The organism is Nocardia sp. NPDC058244, from assembly GCF_042882065.1.
GTDB lineage: Bacteria > Actinomycetota > Actinomycetes > Mycobacteriales > Mycobacteriaceae > Nocardia.
In genome coordinates this window covers 78,270-97,242 of the sequence record NZ_JBHVWX010000010.1, presented here as the reverse complement: position 1 = coordinate 97,242, position 18,973 = coordinate 78,270, and the positions used below count along the sequence as shown (strand labels likewise).

Sequence of the window (18,973 nt, the reverse complement as noted above, 5' to 3'; positions counted from 1 at the left end):
GCGCTGTGGCGAATCCGACGTTTAGGGCAGAGCGGTCATGCATGATCGCTCTGCCCTTTATTCTGTGGTTCCCGCAGGCAGGGGGCCGGGAACCTCACAAATCACAGGTGGCTGTCGTGAAGCAGGTGACGGCTACTACTGTGGTTCCCGTCGGAATGAATCCGCTTGAAAGCTGAGGAGCGATAACGTGACTGTCCGGGTAGGTATCAACGGCTTCGGTCGTATCGGACGTAACTTCTTCCGTGCGGTGGAGGCGCTGAAGGCTGTCGGCAAGACCGATATCGAGATCGTCGCGGTCAACGACCTCACCGACATCAACACCCTGGCGACCCTGCTGAAGTACGACTCGATCCTGGGTCGGCTGCCGCAGGACGTCTCCGTCGACGGTGACGTCATCGTCGTGGGCGAGCAGCGCATCAAGGCGCTGGCGATCAAGGAAGGCCCGTCGGCGCTGCCGTGGGGCGACCTGGGCGTCGACATCGTCGTGGAGTCCACCGGCATCTTCACCGACGCCGCCAAGGCCAAGGGCCACCTGTCCGCGGGCGCCAAGAAGGTCATCATCTCCGCGCCGGCCTCCGGCGAGGACATCACCATCGTGATGGGCGTCAACGACGACAAGTACGACGGCAGCCAGAACATCATCTCCAACGCCTCGTGCACCACCAACTGCCTCGGCCCGATCGCCAAGGTCCTCAACGACGAGTTCGGCATCGTCCAGGGCCTGATGACCACCATCCACGCGTACACCCAGGACCAGAACCTGCAGGACGCGCCGCACAAGGACCTGCGTCGCGCCCGCGCCGCTGCCCTGAACATCGTGCCCACCGGCACCGGCGCCGCCAAGGCCATCGGCCTGGTGCTCCCCGAGCTGCAGGGCAAGCTGGACGGCTACGCGCTGCGCGTTCCGGTCCCGACGGGCTCGGTCACCGACCTCACCGCGACCCTGGCCAAGCCGGCCACCATCGACGAGATCAACGCCGCGATGAAGGCCGCCGCCGAGGGCCCGCTGCAGGGCATCCTCAAGTACAACGTGGACCCGATCGTGTCGAGCGACATCGTCACCGACCCGCACTCCTCGATCTACGACGCCCCGCTGACCAAGGTCATCGGCAACGAGGTCAAGGTCGTGTCCTGGTACGACAACGAGTGGGGCTACTCCAACCGCCTCGCCGACCTCATCGGCCTCGTCGGCAAGTCGCTCTGACCGCGATGACTGTTCAGACACTGCAGGATCTCCTGGCCGAGGGCGTCGAAGGCCGGGGCGTGCTCGTGCGCTCCGACCTGAACGTCCCCCTCGACGACAACGGTCAGATCACCGACCCGGGCCGCATCATCGCCTCGGTGCCGACCATCCAGGCGCTGGTCGAGGCCGGCGCCAAGGTGGTCGTGATGGCGCACCTGGGCCGCCCCAAGGGCGAGCCGGACGCCAAGTACTCGCTGGCGCCGGTGGCCGTGAAGCTGGCCGAGCTGCTGGGCCGCAATGTCCAGCTGGCCGGTGACGTGGTGGGCTACGACGCCCTCTCGCGGTCCGAAGGCCTCACCGACGGCGACGTGCTGCTGCTGGAGAACGTGCGTTTCGACGCGCGCGAGACCAGCAAGGACGACGCCGAGCGGGCGAAGCTGGCGGCGGCCTACGTCGAGCTGGTCGGCGACGACGGCGCGTTCGTCTCCGACGGTTTCGGCGTGGTGCACCGCAAGCAGGCCTCGGTCTACGACGTCGCCCAGCAGCTGCCGCACTACGCGGGCACGCTGGTGGCGGCCGAGGTCGAGGTGCTCCAGAAGCTCACCCAGGACCCGGCCCGCCCGTACGCGGTGGTGCTCGGCGGCTCCAAGGTCTCCGACAAGCTCGCGGTCATCGAGGCGCTGGCCCCCAAGGTCGACACCCTGGTGATCGGCGGCGGTATGTGCTTCACCTTCCTTGCCGCACAGGGCCTTTCGGTGGGCACCTCGCTGCTGCAGGAAGAGATGATCGACACCTGCAAGGATCTGCTCGAGCGCTTCGGCGACGTGCTGCACCTGCCGGTCGACATCGTCGCGGCCGACAAGTTCGCCGCCGACGCCGACGCGAAGACGGTCGCCTCGACCGAGATCCCCGACGGCTGGATGGGCCTGGACATCGGCCCCGAGTCGGTGGCCCGGTTCGCCGCGCTGCTGACCGAGGCGAAGACGGTGTTCTGGAACGGCCCGATGGGCGTGTTCGAGTTCGAGAAGTTCGCCGCGGGCACCCGCGGGGTGGCCGAGGCCATCGTGACCGCGACCGGCAAGGGCGCGTTCACTGTGGTCGGCGGCGGCGACTCGGCGGCCGCCGTGCGCACGCTCGGCCTGCCCGACGACGGTTTCTCGCACATCTCCACCGGTGGTGGCGCGTCCCTGGAATACCTGGAAGGCAAAGAGCTGCCCGGTATTTCGGTGCTGGAGGGCTGAGCGATGGCACGGAAACCGCTCATCGCGGGCAACTGGAAGATGAACCTCAACCACCTCGAGGCCATCGCACTGGTGCAGAAGGTGGCCTTCGCGCTGCCGGAGAAGTACTTCGCCAAGGTCGACGTGTCGGTGATCCCGCCGTTCACCGACCTGCGCAGCGTGCAGTCGGTGGTCGAGGGCGACAAGCTCCTGCTCACCTACGGTGCGCAGGACGTGTCGGTGCACGATTCCGGTGCCTACACCGGCGAGGTCAGCGGGTCGATGCTGGCCAAGCTGGGCTGCACCTTCGCGGTGGTCGGGCACTCGGAGCGCCGTCAGTACCACAACGAGGACGACGCCACCGTGCTGGCCAAGGCCAAGCAGGCGCTGAAGAACGAGATCACCCCGATCGTCTGCATCGGTGAGGGTCTGGGCGTCCGCGAGGCGGGCACGCACGTCGAGTACAACCTCGAGCAGCTGCGTGGTTCGCTGAAGGGCCTGACGGCCGAGCAGATCTCGCAGGTGGTCATCGCCTACGAGCCGGTCTGGGCGATCGGCACGGGCAAGGTCGCCTCGGCGGCGGACGCGCAGGAAGTCTGTGGCGCGATCCGGGCCGAGCTGGCCGAGCTGGCCTCGCCGGAGGTCGCCGCGGGTGTCCGCGTGCTCTACGGCGGTTCGGTCAACGCCAAGAACGTCGGCGAGCTGGTCGGTCAGCCCGACATCGACGGCGCTCTGGTCGGCGGTGCTTCGCTCAAGGCGGACGAGTTCGCCACCCTGTCGGCGATCGCCGCGGGTGGACCGCTGCCCTGATCGGGTAGACAGCGACGAAGGGCCGGAAACCGCACTGGTTTCCGGCCCTTCGGCGTTCGGTGCTACTGCGCGTGCAGGACCAGGCCGCTGCCGTTGTCGTTGCGCAGGGTGAGGGTGTCGCCGTCGATGGTGGCCGTGGTGCGGCCGTCCAGGGCGGTCAACACGCTGTTCTCGACCTCCATGACCTCCGGCGCGCACATCATCTTGGTGGTGGCGACGGCGAAGTTCACCGCGTCGCCGGGGCCGATGCCCGCCGTGCCGGTCATCCGGTTGCAGCCGGCCATCCCGTTGACCGTGCCGCCCTCGCTGATCGTCAGGTTCGGGCTCACCTCGTCCAGGGTGGTGGAGCGGACCTGCCCCTGCGGGGTGAGCAGGGTGGTGACCACCCAGGTGGTGCCGAGCAGCGGCTTGTCCGGGGTGACGATCTTCTTGTCGGTGAGGTGGACGGTGACCGTCTTGCCGGTCAGCGTCAGCTTGTCGCCGTCGAGGCGCCAGGTGGGGTCGGACTCCAGGAAGGTGTTCTGCCAGGCGTCCGCGCGGCCGCGGTCACCGGTGCACGCCATCAGGGTGCCCGCCAGCGGGGAGGTGTGCAGGATGTGGTTGCTCAGGTCGACGGTGCCGCTGCTGGTGTTGCAGCCCGAGTTCGCCGAGATGCGGCCGTCGGCGAAGGTCAGCGTCATCGGTCCGCCGCCGGGGATGCTGTCGCCGTCGACCTCGGTGGAGATGTAGGTGTGGCCCATCGGGGTCGCCGAGTCGTCGGGGGCCTTCGGTTCGTCCGAGGAGGAGCAGGCCGTGGCCGCGGCGGTGGCGAGCACACAGAGCGCGGCGAGACGGATCAGTGTTGCCGACATGTCGCCCATCGTACGGCTCGCGGTGCGGTGAATCCGTTGCCCGAGCGCACCGGGTCGCGCGCCGTTGCGCGCCCGTCCCCGGCCGTTCGCCAGGGATATGCTCGGCGGGTGAGCAGCGTGACGGCGGAACCGGTGTCGACGTGGGCGCCGTTGCGGTCGCCGGTGTACCGGGCGCTGTGGATCGCGCAGCTGGTCTCGAATCTGGGCACCTGGATGCAGACCGTCGGCGCGCAGTGGATCCTGGTCGACGCGCCGAACGCGGCGGCGCTGGTGTCGTTCGTGCAGACCGCGCTGGCCCTGCCGGTGATGCTGCTGTCGATCCCGTCCGGTGTGCTGGCCGACCTGGTCGACCGGCGCAGGTTGCTGATCGGCGCGCAGACCGGGATGGCGCTGGCCTCGCTCACCCTCACCGTGTTCACCGCGACCGGGCACACGACTCCCGCGGTCCTGCTGACCCTGCTGTTCCTGCTCGGCTGCGGACAGGCGCTCACCGCGCCCGCGTGGCAGGCGATCCAGCCCGAGCTGGTGCCGCGTGACCAGATCACCTCCGCGGCCGCGCTGGGCAGTATGAGCATCAATATCGGTCGCGCGGTGGGGCCCGCGGTCGCCGGTGTGATCGTGTCGATCGCCGGGCCGACGGTGGTCTTCGGGTTCAACACCCTGTCGTTCGTCGGGATCGTCGCGGTGCTGCTGGTGTCCAAGTGGCCGACCCGGCCGCGCACGCTGCCCAGCGAACGCCCGCTCGCGGCGCTCCAGGCGGGCACCCGGTTCATCCGCGCGGCGCCCGCGATCCGGCGGGTGCTGTTCCGCGCGATCCTGTTCATCGCGCCGGCGAGCGCGGTGTGGTCGCTGCTGCCGGTGATCGCGCACGACCGGCTCGGCCTGGCCTCCGACGGCTACGGCCTGCTGCTCGGCGCGCTCGGGTTGGGTGCGGTGTGCGGTGCGCTCGGGCTGTCCCGGTTGCGGGTGCTGTTCACCCCGACCCAGCGACTCGCCTTGGCGGCGGTGCTGTTCGGGCTCGGCGCGGTCGCGACCGCGCTGGTACCGAACGTGCCGCTGGTGCTGATCCTGCTGGTCGGGGCCGGTCTCGCCTGGCTGCTGGCGATGTCGACGTTGAACTCGACGATGCAGCTGCTGCTGCCCGCGTGGGTGCGGGCGCGCGGGCTGTCGGTGTACATGCTGGTCTTCATGGGCGGGCAGGCCATCGGCTCGCTGCTGTGGGGTCTGGTCGCGGGCGCGTACGGCGCGGTGACGGCACTGCTGATCGCGGCGGTTCTGCTGGCCTGCTGCGCGGTGAGCACGGTGTGGTGGCCGATCCGGCACAACGTGGAGGACATCGATCTCTCCCCGGCGGCGTTCTGGCCGGAACCGCAGCTCGTCGTCGAGCCCGACCCGGAGGACGGCCCGGTCCTGGTGATGCGCGGCTACGACGTGCCGCCCGAGGACGTAGCGGTGTTCACCGAGTCGATGGCGCTGGTCGGACGGTCCCGGCAGCGGACCGGGGCGATGGAGTGGCGGCTCTACCGCGACGTCGGCACCGTCGACCGGTTCGTCGAGGCGTTCGTGGTGCGGTCCTGGGCCGAGCACATGCACCAGCATCAGGTCCGGTTGACCGCCCGCGATCAGGAGATCGAGCTGATGGTCGCGGGCTGGTCGGCCGGGGCGGAAACGGTGTCCCACCTGGTCGCGGTCGAGCCTGGTTAGACCTGCCGCCCGTCGACCCCATAGGATGGGCGCCATGTCGCTGTTCCTCGATATCCTCCTTGTGATCACCAGCGTCCTGTTGGTGCTGCTGGTGCTGCTGCACCGCGCCAAGGGTGGCGGCTTGTCCAGCCTGTTCGGTGGCGGCGTCCAGTCGAGCCTGTCCGGCTCCACCGTGGTCGAGAAGAACCTCGACCGCATCACCATCTTCGTCGGCCTCGTCTGGCTGATCTCGATCCTCGGCATCGGCCTGGAGATCAAGTTCGCCTGAGTTCGGCCGAACTCCCGCGCTCGACCCTGTCGCCACGCCTCGCGTGACGGCAGGGTTTCGTCTGTGCCGAGGTCGCTAGACCACCGACCACACCACCCGCTGCGCGGCCGCCTCGATGGCGTCCTCGCCGAGCAGCACCGTGTCGGCCGCCGGGCCGAGGGGCACGAAGCTGTCCGCGCTGGTGACGCGGGCGAGCGTGCCCTGGAACCCCGCGTCGACGAGTGCCGCGAACACCGACTCCGACACCCCGCCCGCGCGGCGGGTCTCGTCGGCGACGAGCACCCGCCCGCTCGCCTCGGCATGGTGCAGCAGGTCGGCGATCGGGAGCGGATTGAGCCAGCGCAGGTCGACGACGCGGACCCGGATGTTCTGCGTGGCGAGCCGGTCGGCGGTGCGCAGGCTCATCGGTACGCCGTTGCCGAAGGTGACCAGGGTGAGGTCGGTGCCCTCGCCGTAGACGCGGGCGCGGCCGATCGGCACATGGTCGGACGTCGGTGCTGCGAGCCAGGATTCGTCGCCCGGATGCAGATCCCTGGTGTGGTACAGGGCGATCGGTTCCACGAACAGGCACACGCGGCCGTCGACCCTGGCGGCGGACACACACGTCCGCAGCATGGCCGCCGCGTCGTCGGCGCGGGCGGGCACGGCCAGCACGACCCCGGGGATGTCCCGCAGGGCCGCCAGGGAGTCGTCGTTGTGGAAATGCCCGCCGAAGCCCTTCTGATACGCGAGTCCGGCGATCCGCACCACCATCGGATTGCGGTACTGCCCGTTGGAGAAGAACGACAGCGTCGCCGCCTCGCCGCGGATCTGATCGGCGGCATTGTGCACGTAGGCCAGATACTGGATCTCCGGAATCGGCACGAAGCCGGCGAGCGCGGTGCCCAGCGCGGTACCGAGGATGCTCTGTTCGTCGAGCAGGGTGTCGAAGACCCGGCGCGCGCCGAACCGCTTGCGCAGCCCCTTGGTGACGCCGTAGACCCCGCCCTTGCGGCCGACGTCCTCGCCGAAGACCAGCACGTCGCGGTCGCGGGCGAGCAGGTCGCCCAGGGTGTGGTTGATCGCCTGGGCGACGGTCATCGGGGGCTGGTCGGTGGTATCGACGTGGTCGCGCAGGACATCGGCGCGGACCGCGTCCGGGGTGGCGGGCGCCAGCGGGGCGGTGACGGCGCCCGCCGAGCTCAGCCGGGGCTCGCGCACCACCTTCTCCGCCGTGTCGCGCACCGCGCCGCCGATCCGGTCGTAGCGGGCGAGCAGGTCGGCGGTGTCGGCGATCCCCGCCGACAGCAGGTAGCGGGCGGTGCCGAGCAGCGGATCGCGCGCCAGATCGGCGGCGATCTCGGCCGGGCCGCGATAGGCGCCCTCGACATCGGAGCCCGCGTGCCCACCGAGCCGCACCGTGCGTACGTGCAGGAAGACCGGCACCCGCCAGGTCCGGGCGAGATGCACCGCGTCGTCGGCGGCGCCGAGGACATCGGGCAGGTCGCAGCCGTCGGTGGCGAGGTAGGTCAGACCCGGCCGCGGCCCGTAGTCGCGTTCGATCCAGTCCGGCGGCGTGGGCACGCTGATGCCCAGCCCGTTGTCCTCGCAGACGAACACGATCGGCATCGGCACGCCCTGGTGTGAGGCGTGCACCGCGGCGTTGATCGCCCCCGCCGCGGTCGAGTGGTTGGCCGAGGCGTCACCGAAACTGCACACCACCACCGCGTCGGCGGGCCACGGGCACGGAACCCCCTGGCGGGCGGCCCGATCCAGGGCGAAGGCCAGGCCGACCGCGCGGGGCAGGTGCGAGGCGATGGTCGAGGTCTGCGGGATGATCGCGGCCTGCTTGCTGCCGAACACCTTGTGCCTGCCGCCGGAGATGGGATCGGCGGCCGCCGCGACGACGCCGAGCAGCACGTCCCGGATCGGGTCGAGGCCGGTCACCCGCCGGCAGCGCTGCACGAAGAAGGCCCCGGACCGGTAGTGCAGCAGGGCCGGATCGTCGACCCGCAGGGCCGCCGCCACCGCCGCGTTTCCCTCGTGCCCCGAGGACCCGATGCTGTAGTACCCCTGCCGGGCCGCGCCGAGCCGCCGGGCGGTCAGATCGAGATGCCTGCTGGTCACCTGGGATTCGAAGATCTCCAGCCCGACGGCCCCGTCGATCGCGGGTGGCCCGTCGGTGCGTGGCGGGACCGTCAGCTCCGTGAGCGCCGTCCGGAAGGCCGCGTCGAGATCGACCGCCCCGCTCATGGCCGCGCTCCGTCGGCCGCACCCACTCCTCGCAGATCGCGCATCGTCACCACTCCTCGCTCGAGTCGAGTCGACGTCCGTTCGCCGGCGTTGCCAGGACTCCGATGCTAGGCGCTCCGGCCGCCGAACTCGGCCGTTCGGGCCCGGACACTCGGTGGATGTCGCGATCGGCCCCGCGACCGCGATGCCCGCCCGGTCGGCGCGCGTGCCTGCTCGGCGCGCTACTCGGCCGGTGGTGTCTGCTCGCGGGGGACGACCCACAGCGCCTCCGCGAGCGCGCAGAGGTCGCCGTCGCGGGTGGCGAGGGCGACACCCACCGTGTATTTGCGGCCCTCGGCGCGGATCGGCCAGGCGTGCGCGATGTACTCCGCGCCGGCCGGGACCGGACGGAAGCGGGTGGCGGTGAGCGCCGCGGTGACCGCGCCGCGGGCCATCTTCTGGAACGTCCAGGCGGCGATGCCGCCGGGGCAGTCGAGGGCGGACCAGACGATCTCCGGCGGGAGTTCGCCGGTGTCGTCGGCCAGGCTCAGATCGGGGGTCCAGGCGGCGGCGACCATCGGCCGGTCCGGCACCGGCCAGGGGAACAGGCGCAGGCCGTGGCCGGGGGAGCACTCGACACCGCAGCCGAAGCAGTCGGTGACCGGGCGGTGCCGGCTGGCGAGCGCGGCGTCGGCCGCCCGCTTGGCCGCGGACCAGGACGGGCCGGGCGGTGCGGTGATGGCGAGGTCGGCGGGCGCGGCGGTGGCGAGGACGGTGCCGTCCGCGTCGGTCAGGGTCGCGTGACCCGGTGCGCCCGCGGGCAGCGCGATCGGGGTCTCGATCGGGACCGCGCGGCGGAAATCGACGCGCACCGTGTCGGCGCCGGAGCGGCGCGCCAGCAGGCCTGCGACGTACCCGCCGAACGCCACCCGCGGATAGCCGTGCACATGGGCCGGAATCGTCACCGTCTCGGTCTGGATCATGCTGGTGGTCACCCTTTCGGCCGGTCGAACACCTCCGACGATATCGATGCGGCGCCGCAGGCCGACAGGGTGTCCACACGAAAGGGCCGGGTCCCGCCGGACCCGGCCCTTCGGTGACGCGATTACTCCTCGTCGAGGAGCAGGTCCGCGGCGGCGGCCTCGTCGACGACCCAGGTGGTCGATTCGATGCCGACCGCGCCGGCGGAGGGCACGTCGTCGGGGGAGGCCCCGTTGACGGCGGCGGTGACCGCGGCGGCCTTGCCGACGCCGCTGACCACCAGCATGACGTGGCGGGAACGGTGCACGGCGGGCAGCGTCAGCGACACCCGGGTGGGCGGCGGCTTCGGGCAGTCATGAACCGCGACAACGTAATCCGTGGTCTCCCGGATCGCCGGGGAATGCGGGAACAGCGAGTTGATGTGCCCCTCGGGCCCCATGCCGAGCACGGTCAGGTCGAACTCGCCGCGCTCGTCGAGCTCGGTGTGCACGATCTGCGCGTAGGCGGCGGCCGCGGCCTCCGGGGAGCCGTAGGTGCCGTCGGACGGCGCGATCGGGAACACGTGCGCGGGGTTCAGCGGAACGAAATCGAGCAGCGCCTGCCTGGCTTGCAGCTCGTTGCGGTCCGGGTCGCCGTCGGGCACGAAACGCTCGTCGCCCCAGTAGACATAGAGGGTCGACCAGTCGATGTCGCCCGGGTCGCGCCGGACCCGCTCCAGCAGCCGGATACCGTCGCTGCCGCCGGTGAGCACCACCGAGGCGGAACCGCGCTCGGCCTGCGCGGCGACGATCACCTCGACGAAGCGTTCGGCCGCGGCATCGGCGAGACCGTCGGGGTCGTCGTGGACTTCGACGGTGTTGGCGGGGAATTCGGCGCCGAGTTCGTCGTGCACGTCGATGTGCTCACTCATAGGTCACCTTCTCGATTCCGGCGAGTGCCTCGGCGTAGATCTCGTCGGCGTCGAGCCGGCGCAGTTCCTCGGCGAGGCAGTCGCGAGTTTCCCGGCGCGCCAGTGCGATGCGCTGGTCGGGTTCGCCGGTGCGGGTCAGCGTTGCGGTTCTTCCCAGTTGCGGCCTGCTGATGGCGATCGAATCCGTGCTGCGGTGCAGCTCGACCTTCAGCTCGCCCGTCCGGCGGACGACGGGGCAGTTCAGCCGCGCGGCCAGCCAGCCCGCCAGCGTGTCCAGCGCGGGCTCACTGGCCAGGCCCGACACGGTCACCGAGGTGACCGGCTCGAACGGTGGCTCGTCCAGCGCGGCCGCCAGCAGCGCCCGCCAGTAGGTGATCCGGCTCCACGCGAGATCGGTGTCGCCCACCGCGTAGGAGTAGCGCCGCTTCTTGATCGCGGCCTGCGGATCGGGCGCGAAGGTGGCGTCGGTGATCCGGCGCTTGGCCAGCTTGCCCACCGAGTCCATGGACGGGAACTCCGGCGCGCCCCGCGGCCACCACGCCACCACGGGGGTGTCGGGCAGCAGGAACGGGGTGACGACGCTGCTCTCGTGGTTCACCAGCGGACCCTGCAACCGCAGCACGATCACCTCGGCCGCGCCGGCGTCGCCGCCGACCCGGATCTGGGCGTCGAGGCGGGTGTCGGCGTCGCGGTCACCGCGGGCCAGCACGATCACCCGGCAGGGGTGTTCGCGGCTGGCGTCGTTGGCGGCGTCGATCGCGTCCTCGGCCTCGGAGGAGTCCAGGGTGCAGACCACCAGGGTGAGCACCCGGCCCTGGGTGATGACGCCGTTGGTCTCGCGCAGCTGCACCATCTTCTTGGCCACGTCGACCGTGGTGGTGTCGGGCATGTCGACGATCACGGGCGCCGCCACTCCCGCCCGCTGCGCGCGAGCATCTCCTCGGCCGAGGCCGGACCCCAGGTGCCCGCCTCGTAGGGTTCGGGTTTGCCGTCGGCGGCCCAGTGCGCCAGCACCGGATCGAGGATGCGCCAGGACAATTCGACCTCCGCGTTCACCGGGAACAGCGAGGGCACGCCGAGCAGCACGTCCAGGATCAGCCGCTCGTAGGCCTCGGGCGAGGACTCGGTGAACGCCTCGCCGTAGCTGAAGTCCATGTTCACGTCGCGCACTTCCATGCCGGAGCCCGGCACCTTGGAACCGAAGCGCAGGGTGATGCCTTCGTCCGGCTGCACCCGGATGACCAGCGCGTTCTGGCCGAGCTCCTCGGTCATCGTCTGGTCGAAGGGCAGGTGCGGCGCGCGCTTGAAGATCACCGCGATCTCGGTGACCCGGCGGCCGAGGCGCTTGCCGGTGCGCAGGTAGAACGGGACGCCAGCCCAGCGGCGGTTCTCCACGTGCGCGGTGATCGCGGCGTAGGTCTCCGTGCGCGACTGCGGGTCGAAGCCCTCTTCCTCGTGCAGGCCGACCACGTGCTCGCTGCCCTGCCAGCCCTCGGTGTACTGACCGCGCGCGGTCGTCTCGTCCAGTGGCTCGACGAGTTTGGTGGCCGAGAGCGCCTTGATCTTCTCGGTGGTCAGCTGCTGGGGCTCGAAGGAGGTGGGTTCCTCCATGGCGGTGAGCGCCAGCAGCTGCAGCAGATGGTTCTGGATGACGTCGCGGGCGGCGCCGATGCCGTCGTAGTATCCGGCGCGCCCGCCGAGGCCGATGTCCTCGGCCATGGTGATCTGCACGCTGTCGACGTAGTTGGCGTTCCAGATCGGCTCGAACAACTCGTTGGCGAAGCGCAGCGCCAGGATGTTCTGCACCGTCTCCTTGCCGAGATAGTGATCGATGCGGAAGACCTGCTCCTCCGGGAACACCCGATTGACCAGCGCGTTGAGTTCCTTGGCGCTGGCCAGGTCGTGCCCGAAGGGCTTCTCGATCACCACCCGGCGCCACGGCAGGTAGCCGTCGGCGTCGGTCCCGGCGGGCTGGGCGAGCTTGTGCTCGGAGAGCTGGTCGAGCACCACCGGGAACATGTTCGGCGGAATCGACAGGTAGAAGGCGTAGTTACCGCCGGTGCCGCGGGTCGCGTCCAGGGTGCGCAGGGTGTCGGCGAGCGTCGCGAAGGCGGCGTCGTCGTCGAAACTGCCCTGGACGAAACGCACGCCCTCCGCCAGGTGGTCCCAGACCTCCTGGCGGAAGGGCGTGCGCGCGTGCTGTTTCACGGCGTCGAGGACGACGGCGGCGAAGTCCTCGTGGGCGTAGTCGCGCCGGGCGAAGCCGACCAGGGCGAACCCGGGCGGCAACAGGCCCTGGTTCGCGAGGTCGTAGATGGCCGGCATCAGCTTCTTGCGGGACAGATCTCCGGTGACACCGAAGATCACCATGCAGCAGGGTCCCGCGATGAAGGGAACCCGTTTATCTCGTTCGTCGCGCAGCGGGTTATGCCACAGCCCCGCCGCCCGATCGCTCGATGCTGTGCCGGCCATCGGGTCAGTTGCCCCCCGCCGCCGCGGAGTTCAGTTCGCCGGTGGTGGCTTCCAGCAGTTCGTTCCACGCCTGTTCGAACTTGTCGACGCCCTCGCGCTCGAGCAGGTCGAACACGTCGTCGAGGTCGATGCCGACCGCGCTCAGGTCGGCGAAGACCTGCGCGGCCTCGACACCAAGCCCGCTGAGCGTGTCGCCGCGCACCTCGCCGTGATCGGCGAAGGCCTGCAACGTCTTCTCCGGCAACGTGTTCACGGTGTTCGGGCCGACGAGCTCGGTGACGTAGAGCGTGTCCGGGTAGTCCGGGTTCTTCACGCCGGTCGAGGCCCACAGCGGCCGCTGCCGGTTGGCGCCCTGCGCGGCCAGGTGGTTGTAGGTGGAGGTGTGCGCCCCACCGTCGAACACGTCCTGGTACTCGGCGTAGGCGAGCCGGGCGTTCGCGACGCCGGCCTTGCCGCGCAGCGCGAGCGCCTCGGGGGTGCCGATCGCCTCCAGCCGCTTGTCGATCTCGGTGTCCACGCGGGAGACGAAGAACGAAGCGACGGAATGGATCTTGGCCAGGTCGTGGCCGCCGATCTTGGCGTTGCGCAGCCCGTCGAGGTAGGCGCCCATCACCGCGCGGTAGCGCGGCACCGAGAAGATCAGCGTCACGTTGACGCTGATGCCCTCGCCGATCACCGAGGTGATGGCGGGCAGGCCCGCCTCGGTGGCCGGGATCTTGATGAACAGGTTCTTGCGGTCGACGATCTTCCACAGCTCGATGGCCTGGGCGACGGTCTTGTCCGCGTCGAAGGCGAAGCGCGGGTCGACCTCGATCGACACCCGGCCGTCGACGCCGTTGCTGGCCTCGAACACCGGGGCGAGCACGTCGCAGGCGGCGCGCACGTCGTCGGTGGTCATGGTGCGGATCGCGGCGTCGGCGTCGGCGCCCTGGGCCGCGAGTTCCTTCAGCTGACCGTCGTACTCGTGGCCCTGGCTCAGCGCCGCCTGGAAGATGCTCGGATTCGTGGTGACGCCGACGATGCTCCTGGTCGCGATCAGGTCGGCGAGATTGCCGGACTCGATCCGCTCACGGGACAGGTCGTCGAGCCACACCGAGACGCCCGCGGCCGAGAGCGCGGCGAGATTCTCGTTCTGTGCCATTGGTTTTACCCCTTCACCTTGTCGGTCGAACGCAGCGCGGCGGCGACGACGGCATCGGCGGTGATACCGAACTCGGAGTACAGCTTCTTGAAGTTGGCCGAGGCGCCGAAGTGCTCGATCCCGACGACCTCACCCGCGTCACCGACGAACCGGTGCCACGGCATCGCGATACCGGCCTCGACGGCCACCCGGGCGCGCACCGAAGGCGGCAGCACCTCGTCGCGGTAGCCCTGCTCCTGCGCGTCGAACCATTCCACGCACGGCATCGAGACCACGCGGGTCCCGATGCCCTGCTCCTCCAGCGTAGTGCGCGCGGCGACGGCGAGCTGGAGCTCGGAACCGGTGCCGATGAGGATGACCTGCGGAGTGCCGGTGGAGGCCTCGGCCAGGATGTAGCCACCCTTCTTGACACCCTCGTAGCTGGTGCCCTCGAGCGTCGGGATGTCCTGGCGGGTCAGCGCCAGCGCGGACGGGCCGTCCTGGTGCGGGGCGTCGTAGGTGTGGAAGTGCGAGGTGTGCTCGTCGGAGTCGCGCTCGAGGATGGTGCGCCAGGCGTGCACGGTCTCGTTGGCGTCGCCGGGGCGGACCACGTTGAGGCCGGGGATCGCGCGCAGCGCGGCCAGGTGCTCGATCGGCTGGTGGGTCGGGCCGTCCTCGCCGAGACCGATGGAGTCGTGGGTCCAGACGTAGATGGCGGGCACCCGCATCAGCGCGGCCAGGCGCACGGCCGGACGCATGTAGTCGGAGAACACCAGGAAGGTGCCGCCGTACGGACGGGTCGGGCCGTGCAGCGCGATGCCGTTGAGGATCGAGCCCATCGCGTGCTCACGGATGCCGAAGTGCAGGGTGCGGCCGTAGGGCTGCGCCTTCCACATGCCGGTGGAGATCGACTCCGGGCCGAAGCTCGGCTGGTTGGGCATCGTGGTGTTGTTGGACTCGGCCAGGTCGGCCGAACCGCCCCACAGCTCCGGCAGCTCGTCGGCGACCGCGGCCAGGAACTTGCCCGACGCCTTGCGGGTGGCCATGCCCTTGGGATCGGTCTCGAAGGCCGGCAGCGCCTCGACCCAGCCCTTGGGCAGGGTGCGGGTCTGCAGGCGGTCGAACAGCGCCTTGTTCGACGGGTTGGCCTCGGCCCACGCGTCGAAACCCTGCTGCCACTTCGCCTTCGCCTCGGCACCGCGGCCGAGCGCCCCGCGGGTGTGCTCGATGACGGCCGGGTCGACGTCGAAGGACTTCTCCGGGTCGAAGCCCAGCGCCTTCTTCACCGCGGCGACCTCGTCGGCGCCCAGCGCCGCGCCGTGCACGCCGCCGGTGTTCATCTTGTTCGGCGCGGGGAAGCCGATGATGGTGCGCAGGATGATGATCGACGGCTTGCCGGTCTCGGCCTTGGCCGCCGCGATGGCCGCCTCGATCGCCACGACGTCCTCGCCGCCCTCGACGATCTGCACGTGCCAGCCGTAGGCCTCGTAGCGCTTGGCGACGTCCTCGGTGAAGGCGATGTCGGTGTCGTCCTCGATGGAGATCTCGTTGTCGTCGTAGATCACCACGAGGTTGCCCAGCTGCTGGGTGCCCGCGATCGAGGAGGCCTCGGCGGTGACGCCCTCCTGCAGGTCGCCGTCGGAGGCGATGGTGTAGATGAAGTGGTCGAACGGGCTGGTGCCCGGTGCGGCCTCGGGATCGAACAGGCCGCGCTCACGGCGGGCGGCCATCGCCATGCCGACCGCGGAGGCCAGACCCTGGCCCAGCGGGCCGGTGGTGATCTCGACGCCGTCGGTGTGGCGGAACTCGGGGTGGCCCGGGGTCAGCGAGCCCCACTGGCGCAGGTCCTCGAGGTCGGTCAGCTCCAGGCCGAAACCGGCCAGGTACAGCTGCACGTACAGGGTGAGGCTGGAATGCCCACAGGAGAGCACGAACCGGTCGCGGCCGACCCAGCGCGGCTCCGCCGGGTCGTGGCGCATGGTGCGCTGGAAGAGGGTGTAGGCGACGGGCGCGAGACTCATCGCGGTGCCGGGGTGCCCGTTGCCCGCCTTCTGCACGGCGTCGGCGGCGAGCACGCGGGCGGTATCGACGGCCTTGGTGTCGAGGTCCGTCCAGTCGCTGGGGTAGTTCCGCTGAGTGAGGGCGCGAATGTCGTCTGTGACTGACACGACCGTGGTTCTCCTGACCTAGGTTTCGTCGACGGCGATACATGGCAGCGGCGATGGGTGTCTGATGCGGATCGCACGCGGCCGGGGGTGCGTACCGATGTACATCCATACCCTAGTGGTGGTGCTCGGTGGGACCGGCGCGAACCCTGGTTGTGAGTCTAGTGCCGACCCGGGCGTCGTCTCCCGGTGTGGGCGGCATCGATCGGCGCGCCGGACGGTGGCGTGTCCGCGGTGCCGTTCACCTGCATGTCGATGCCGGTTCACCACCGCGTGCGGCCGGGCGAGGGCCGCGAGCGGCGCGGTGACCGCGCCCACGGTGGCAGGGGCCTGGCGCGGAGCGGCATCGGCGTGGGTCTACCATCGTCTGTAGTAGTGGCCGCGCCGCAGCCGCGCGCTGCTCGTTCCAATGCCGGATGCGAAGCACAGCGTGCGAGGAGAAACAGTGCGGATCGATCCCCAGCCGGGTAGTAGCGGTGCGCACAATTCCTCGACGGCGCTCGCCGATCGCCTCTCCGGCGACGGCCTGGTGTCCAGGGTACTGCGCAAGCCGCTCGCCTACATCGCGCTCACCAAGCCGCGCGTCATCGAGCTGTTGCTGGTCGCCACCATCCCGACCATGCTGCTCGCCGATCGCGGCACCGTCGACATCCGGCTGATCCTGGTCACCCTGTTCGGTGGCTGGATGGGCGCGGCCAGCGCCAACACCCTCAACTGTGTCGCCGACGCCGACATCGACAAGGTGATGAAGCGGACCGCGCGGCGCCCGCTGGCCCGCGATGCCGTGCCGACCAGGCACGCGCTCGTCTTCGGTGTCGCGCTCGGCGCGATCTCGTTCGCGTGGCTGTGGTGGCAGGCCAACCTGCTCAGCGGCGTGCTGGTCGTCGCGACGATCCTGTTCTACGTCTTCGTCTACACCAAGGGCCTCAAGCGCCGGACCTCGCAGAACGTGGTCTGGGGCGGCGCCGCGGGCTGCATGCCCGCCCTGGTCGGCTGGTCCGCGGTCACCGGCACCATCGGCTGGCCCGCGATCGTGCTGTTCGCCGTCATCTTCTTCTGGACGCCGCCGCACACCTGGGCGCTGGCCATGCGCTACAAGGAGGACTACCGCGCGGCCGGCGTGCCGATGCTGCCGGTGGTCGCGACCGAGCAGGTCGTCACCAAGCAGATCGTCATCTACACCTGGCTGACCGTGCTGGCCACGCTCGCCCTTGTCCCGGCGACCGGTGTCATCTACACCGCGGTCGCGCTGGTCGCGGGCGCCTGGTTCCTGCTGATGGCCCACCAGCTCTACGCCGGGGTGCGGCGCGGTGAGTCGGTGAAGCCGCTGCGGCTGTTCCTGCAGTCGAACAACTACCTGGCCGTGGTGTTCTGCGGGCTGGCCGTGGACTCGGTGCTCGGCTGGAACACGGTGGGCTCCTTCATCGGGCTGTAGATCCCGCGCACGAACGGCGGCCGGGCAGACACTTGCCCGGCCGCCGTTGTGTCCGGCGGCGGTTCCGCTCACCAACGACGGGCGAGATGGCCGTCCGGGCGGATCAGGATCTGGGTACCGGGGGTGGCCGCGTAGGCGGTGAAGGCGTGTCCGTCGGTGTCGACCAGGGTGGTGGCCGCGGGGTGGTGCGGGTCGTCGGCGCGGCGGATCTCGACCGTGTGGATCGTGGGATCGCCGACGGACGCGTCCTTCGGCGGGCGGCCGGACAGCGGGCGATCGGTGTCGGGTGTCCTCCGCGACGGCGTCGGCGCGAAACGCAGCAGGGTGGCGTGCGGGCCGCGGAAGAGGTCGAAGAGCCGGACGCGACGACCGGCGGCGTCCACGAGCGGGGCGTCCGGCGCGCGGTCGCCCGCGACGAGCGGACCCCGCTCGGCGGGGGAGCGGTAGGAGATGCCGAGCTGACGGGTCTCGGGGCCACGGCGCATCGCGTCCGCGTCGCCGTCGACGAGCTTGTCGAGGAGCGCGGTGCTCAGGCCGAGGACCTGGGCGGCGACGGTGCGGCGTTCCGGTTCGTAGGTGTCGAGCGGGGCCGGGTCGCCAGCGAGGGCCGCGGCCAGCTTCCAGCCGAGGTTGTAGGCGTCCTGGACGCCGGTATTGAGGCCCTGGCCGCCGGTCGGCGGGTGGACGTGGGCGGCGTCGCCCGCGAGCAGCACCCGGCCGTCGCGGAACCGCGCGGCGAGGCGAATGTTGGGGCGCCACACCGTGACCCAGGACAGGTCCGTCAGCTCGAGCTCCAGCGCGGGCGCGTGCCGGTCGGCGAGTTCCTGGAGGGTGGCCAGGTCGGCGGTCTGGTCCTGCGAGAGCGGGGCGGCGAACTGGAAGCGGCGCCCGCCGGGCAGCGGTGACAGGGCGAATCCGGTCATCGGCTGATCGGCCGCCGCGGCGAACCAGTAGCCGAACTCGTGGTCGAGGGCGTCGACGCGGACATCGCCGAGCAGCATCCTGATCGAGTCGTCGGTGCTGCCCTCGAACGCGATACCCAGGCGCTTGCGGACCGTGCTCGCCCCGCCGTCGGCCCCCACCAGATAGCGCGTACGCACTGTCTCCCGGCGGCCGTCGCGTTCCAGGATCACCGTCACGCCGGTGGCGTCCTGCGTGAATTCGACCAGCGCCGTACCGAATTCGACCTGCCCACCCAGCTCGGCCAGCCGGTCCCGCAGGATCGCCTCGGTGTCGGACTGGCCGAGCACCCACGCGTTCGGGTACGGCACATCGGGGGTCGGCGCGACCGGCTCGGCCATCCGCCGCTCACCGGCGAACTCGCCCCCGAAGTAGGCGCGCATGACCGGGAGGTCGCGCCCGGCGGCCAGCACCGCGTCGAGGACGCCGAGATCGTCGAACACCTCGAGCGTGCGCGGCTGGATGCCGTCACCGCGCGAGCCCTGGAAGGCCGACGCCGCCCGGTCGACGACCCGGACGGCGACGCCGCGCCGCGCGAGATCGATGGCGAGGGTGAGCCCGGTCGGGCCCGCACCGGCGACGAGTACCTGGTCGGTCATGCGAACTGCCTCCTGCGACAAGAACTGAATCCGTATTCAGTGAATATGAATTCAGTTTCAGCGTTGGTACGGTGCTTGTCAAGG

General features: G+C 70.4%; 15 protein-coding genes. 6 read left to right on the top strand and 9 right to left on the bottom strand.

Going from position 1 to position 18,973, the window contains the following annotated elements:
- The first annotated feature begins 187 nt into the window (after positions 1 to 187).
- The 3 genes from gap to tpiA are packed head-to-tail and all read left to right on the top strand — an operon-like array spanning position 188 to position 3,213.
- On the top strand, positions 188 to 1,204 hold the full coding sequence (gene gap, locus ACFVW6_RS29000) for a type I glyceraldehyde-3-phosphate dehydrogenase (RefSeq protein WP_218718252.1): 1,017 nt from the start codon (positions 188 to 190) through the stop codon (positions 1,202 to 1,204).
- A 5-nt stretch (positions 1,205 to 1,209) separates the two neighbouring features.
- The gene (locus ACFVW6_RS28995; RefSeq protein WP_316575305.1) at positions 1,210 to 2,424 is read left to right on the top strand and encodes a phosphoglycerate kinase; all 1,215 of its coding nucleotides are present in this window, start codon (positions 1,210 to 1,212) and stop codon (positions 2,422 to 2,424) included.
- A gap of 3 nt (positions 2,425 to 2,427) precedes the next feature.
- Positions 2,428 to 3,213, top strand: a complete 786-nt coding sequence (tpiA, locus tag ACFVW6_RS28990) for a triose-phosphate isomerase (protein ID WP_357345148.1) — start codon at positions 2,428 to 2,430, stop codon at positions 3,211 to 3,213.
- 62 nt (positions 3,214 to 3,275) lie between these two features.
- Here the strand turns inward: tpiA and ACFVW6_RS28985 are convergent, their stop codons facing one another.
- Positions 3,276 to 4,064, bottom strand: coding sequence for an META domain-containing protein (locus ACFVW6_RS28985; protein WP_378830159.1), 789 nt, complete (start codon positions 4,062 to 4,064; stop codon positions 3,276 to 3,278).
- A gap of 117 nt (positions 4,065 to 4,181) precedes the next feature.
- On the opposite strand from ACFVW6_RS28985, the gene ACFVW6_RS28980 reads away from it, so the two are divergent.
- Both ACFVW6_RS28980 and secG read left to right on the top strand, forming a co-directional pair.
- Complete coding sequence (locus ACFVW6_RS28980) at positions 4,182 to 5,768, top strand: MFS transporter (RefSeq protein WP_378830512.1); 1,587 nt, start codon at positions 4,182 to 4,184, stop codon at positions 5,766 to 5,768.
- Positions 5,769 to 5,802: 34 nt separating this feature from the next.
- Positions 5,803 to 6,036, top strand: coding sequence for a preprotein translocase subunit SecG (gene secG / locus ACFVW6_RS28975; protein WP_357345154.1), 234 nt, complete (start codon positions 5,803 to 5,805; stop codon positions 6,034 to 6,036).
- Positions 6,037 to 6,111: 75 nt separating this feature from the next.
- Here the strand turns inward: secG and ACFVW6_RS28970 are convergent, their stop codons facing one another.
- The 7 genes from ACFVW6_RS28970 to tkt form a co-directional block, all read right to left on the bottom strand.
- Positions 6,112 to 8,268: a thiamine pyrophosphate-dependent enzyme gene (locus tag ACFVW6_RS28970; RefSeq protein ID WP_378830160.1), complete on the bottom strand. Its 2,157-nt coding sequence runs from the start codon at positions 8,266 to 8,268 to the stop codon at positions 6,112 to 6,114.
- Positions 8,269 to 8,489: 221 nt separating this feature from the next.
- A complete protein-coding gene (locus ACFVW6_RS28965; protein ID WP_378830161.1) occupies positions 8,490 to 9,230 on the bottom strand; it encodes a PaaI family thioesterase in 741 nt (246 codons plus the stop codon).
- Between the two features lie 122 nt (positions 9,231 to 9,352).
- A complete protein-coding gene (gene pgl / locus ACFVW6_RS28960; protein ID WP_378830163.1) occupies positions 9,353 to 10,138 on the bottom strand; it encodes a 6-phosphogluconolactonase in 786 nt (261 codons plus the stop codon).
- Positions 10,131 to 11,039 (bottom strand): glucose-6-phosphate dehydrogenase assembly protein OpcA, encoded by a 909-nt coding sequence (gene opcA, locus ACFVW6_RS28955; protein ID WP_378830164.1) that lies wholly within the window; start codon positions 11,037 to 11,039, stop codon positions 10,131 to 10,133. Before opcA ends, pgl begins: the two co-directional genes overlap by 8 nt.
- Positions 11,036 to 12,610, bottom strand: coding sequence for a glucose-6-phosphate dehydrogenase (gene zwf, locus ACFVW6_RS28950; RefSeq protein ID WP_378830165.1), 1,575 nt, complete (start codon positions 12,608 to 12,610; stop codon positions 11,036 to 11,038). Before zwf ends, opcA begins: the two co-directional genes overlap by 4 nt.
- A gap of 4 nt (positions 12,611 to 12,614) precedes the next feature.
- Positions 12,615 to 13,751 carry a transaldolase gene (gene tal / locus ACFVW6_RS28945; protein ID WP_355281289.1) on the bottom strand — a complete coding sequence of 379 codons (1,137 nt, stop codon included), beginning with the start codon at positions 13,749 to 13,751 and terminating at the stop codon, positions 12,615 to 12,617.
- 5 nt (positions 13,752 to 13,756) lie between these two features.
- A complete protein-coding gene (tkt, locus tag ACFVW6_RS28940; RefSeq protein ID WP_378830166.1) occupies positions 13,757 to 15,898 on the bottom strand; it encodes a transketolase in 2,142 nt (713 codons plus the stop codon).
- 442 nt (positions 15,899 to 16,340) lie between these two features.
- Between tkt and ACFVW6_RS28935 the strand changes: the two genes are divergently transcribed.
- A complete protein-coding gene (locus ACFVW6_RS28935) occupies positions 16,341 to 17,330 on the top strand; it encodes a heme o synthase (protein WP_378830168.1) in 990 nt (329 codons plus the stop codon).
- A 68-nt stretch (positions 17,331 to 17,398) separates the two neighbouring features.
- Here ACFVW6_RS28935 and ACFVW6_RS28930 read toward each other — a convergent pair whose 3' ends face one another.
- A complete protein-coding gene (locus tag ACFVW6_RS28930) occupies positions 17,399 to 18,889 on the bottom strand; it encodes an FAD-dependent monooxygenase (RefSeq protein ID WP_378830169.1) in 1,491 nt (496 codons plus the stop codon).
- Positions 18,890 to 18,973: the final 84 nt, after the last annotated feature.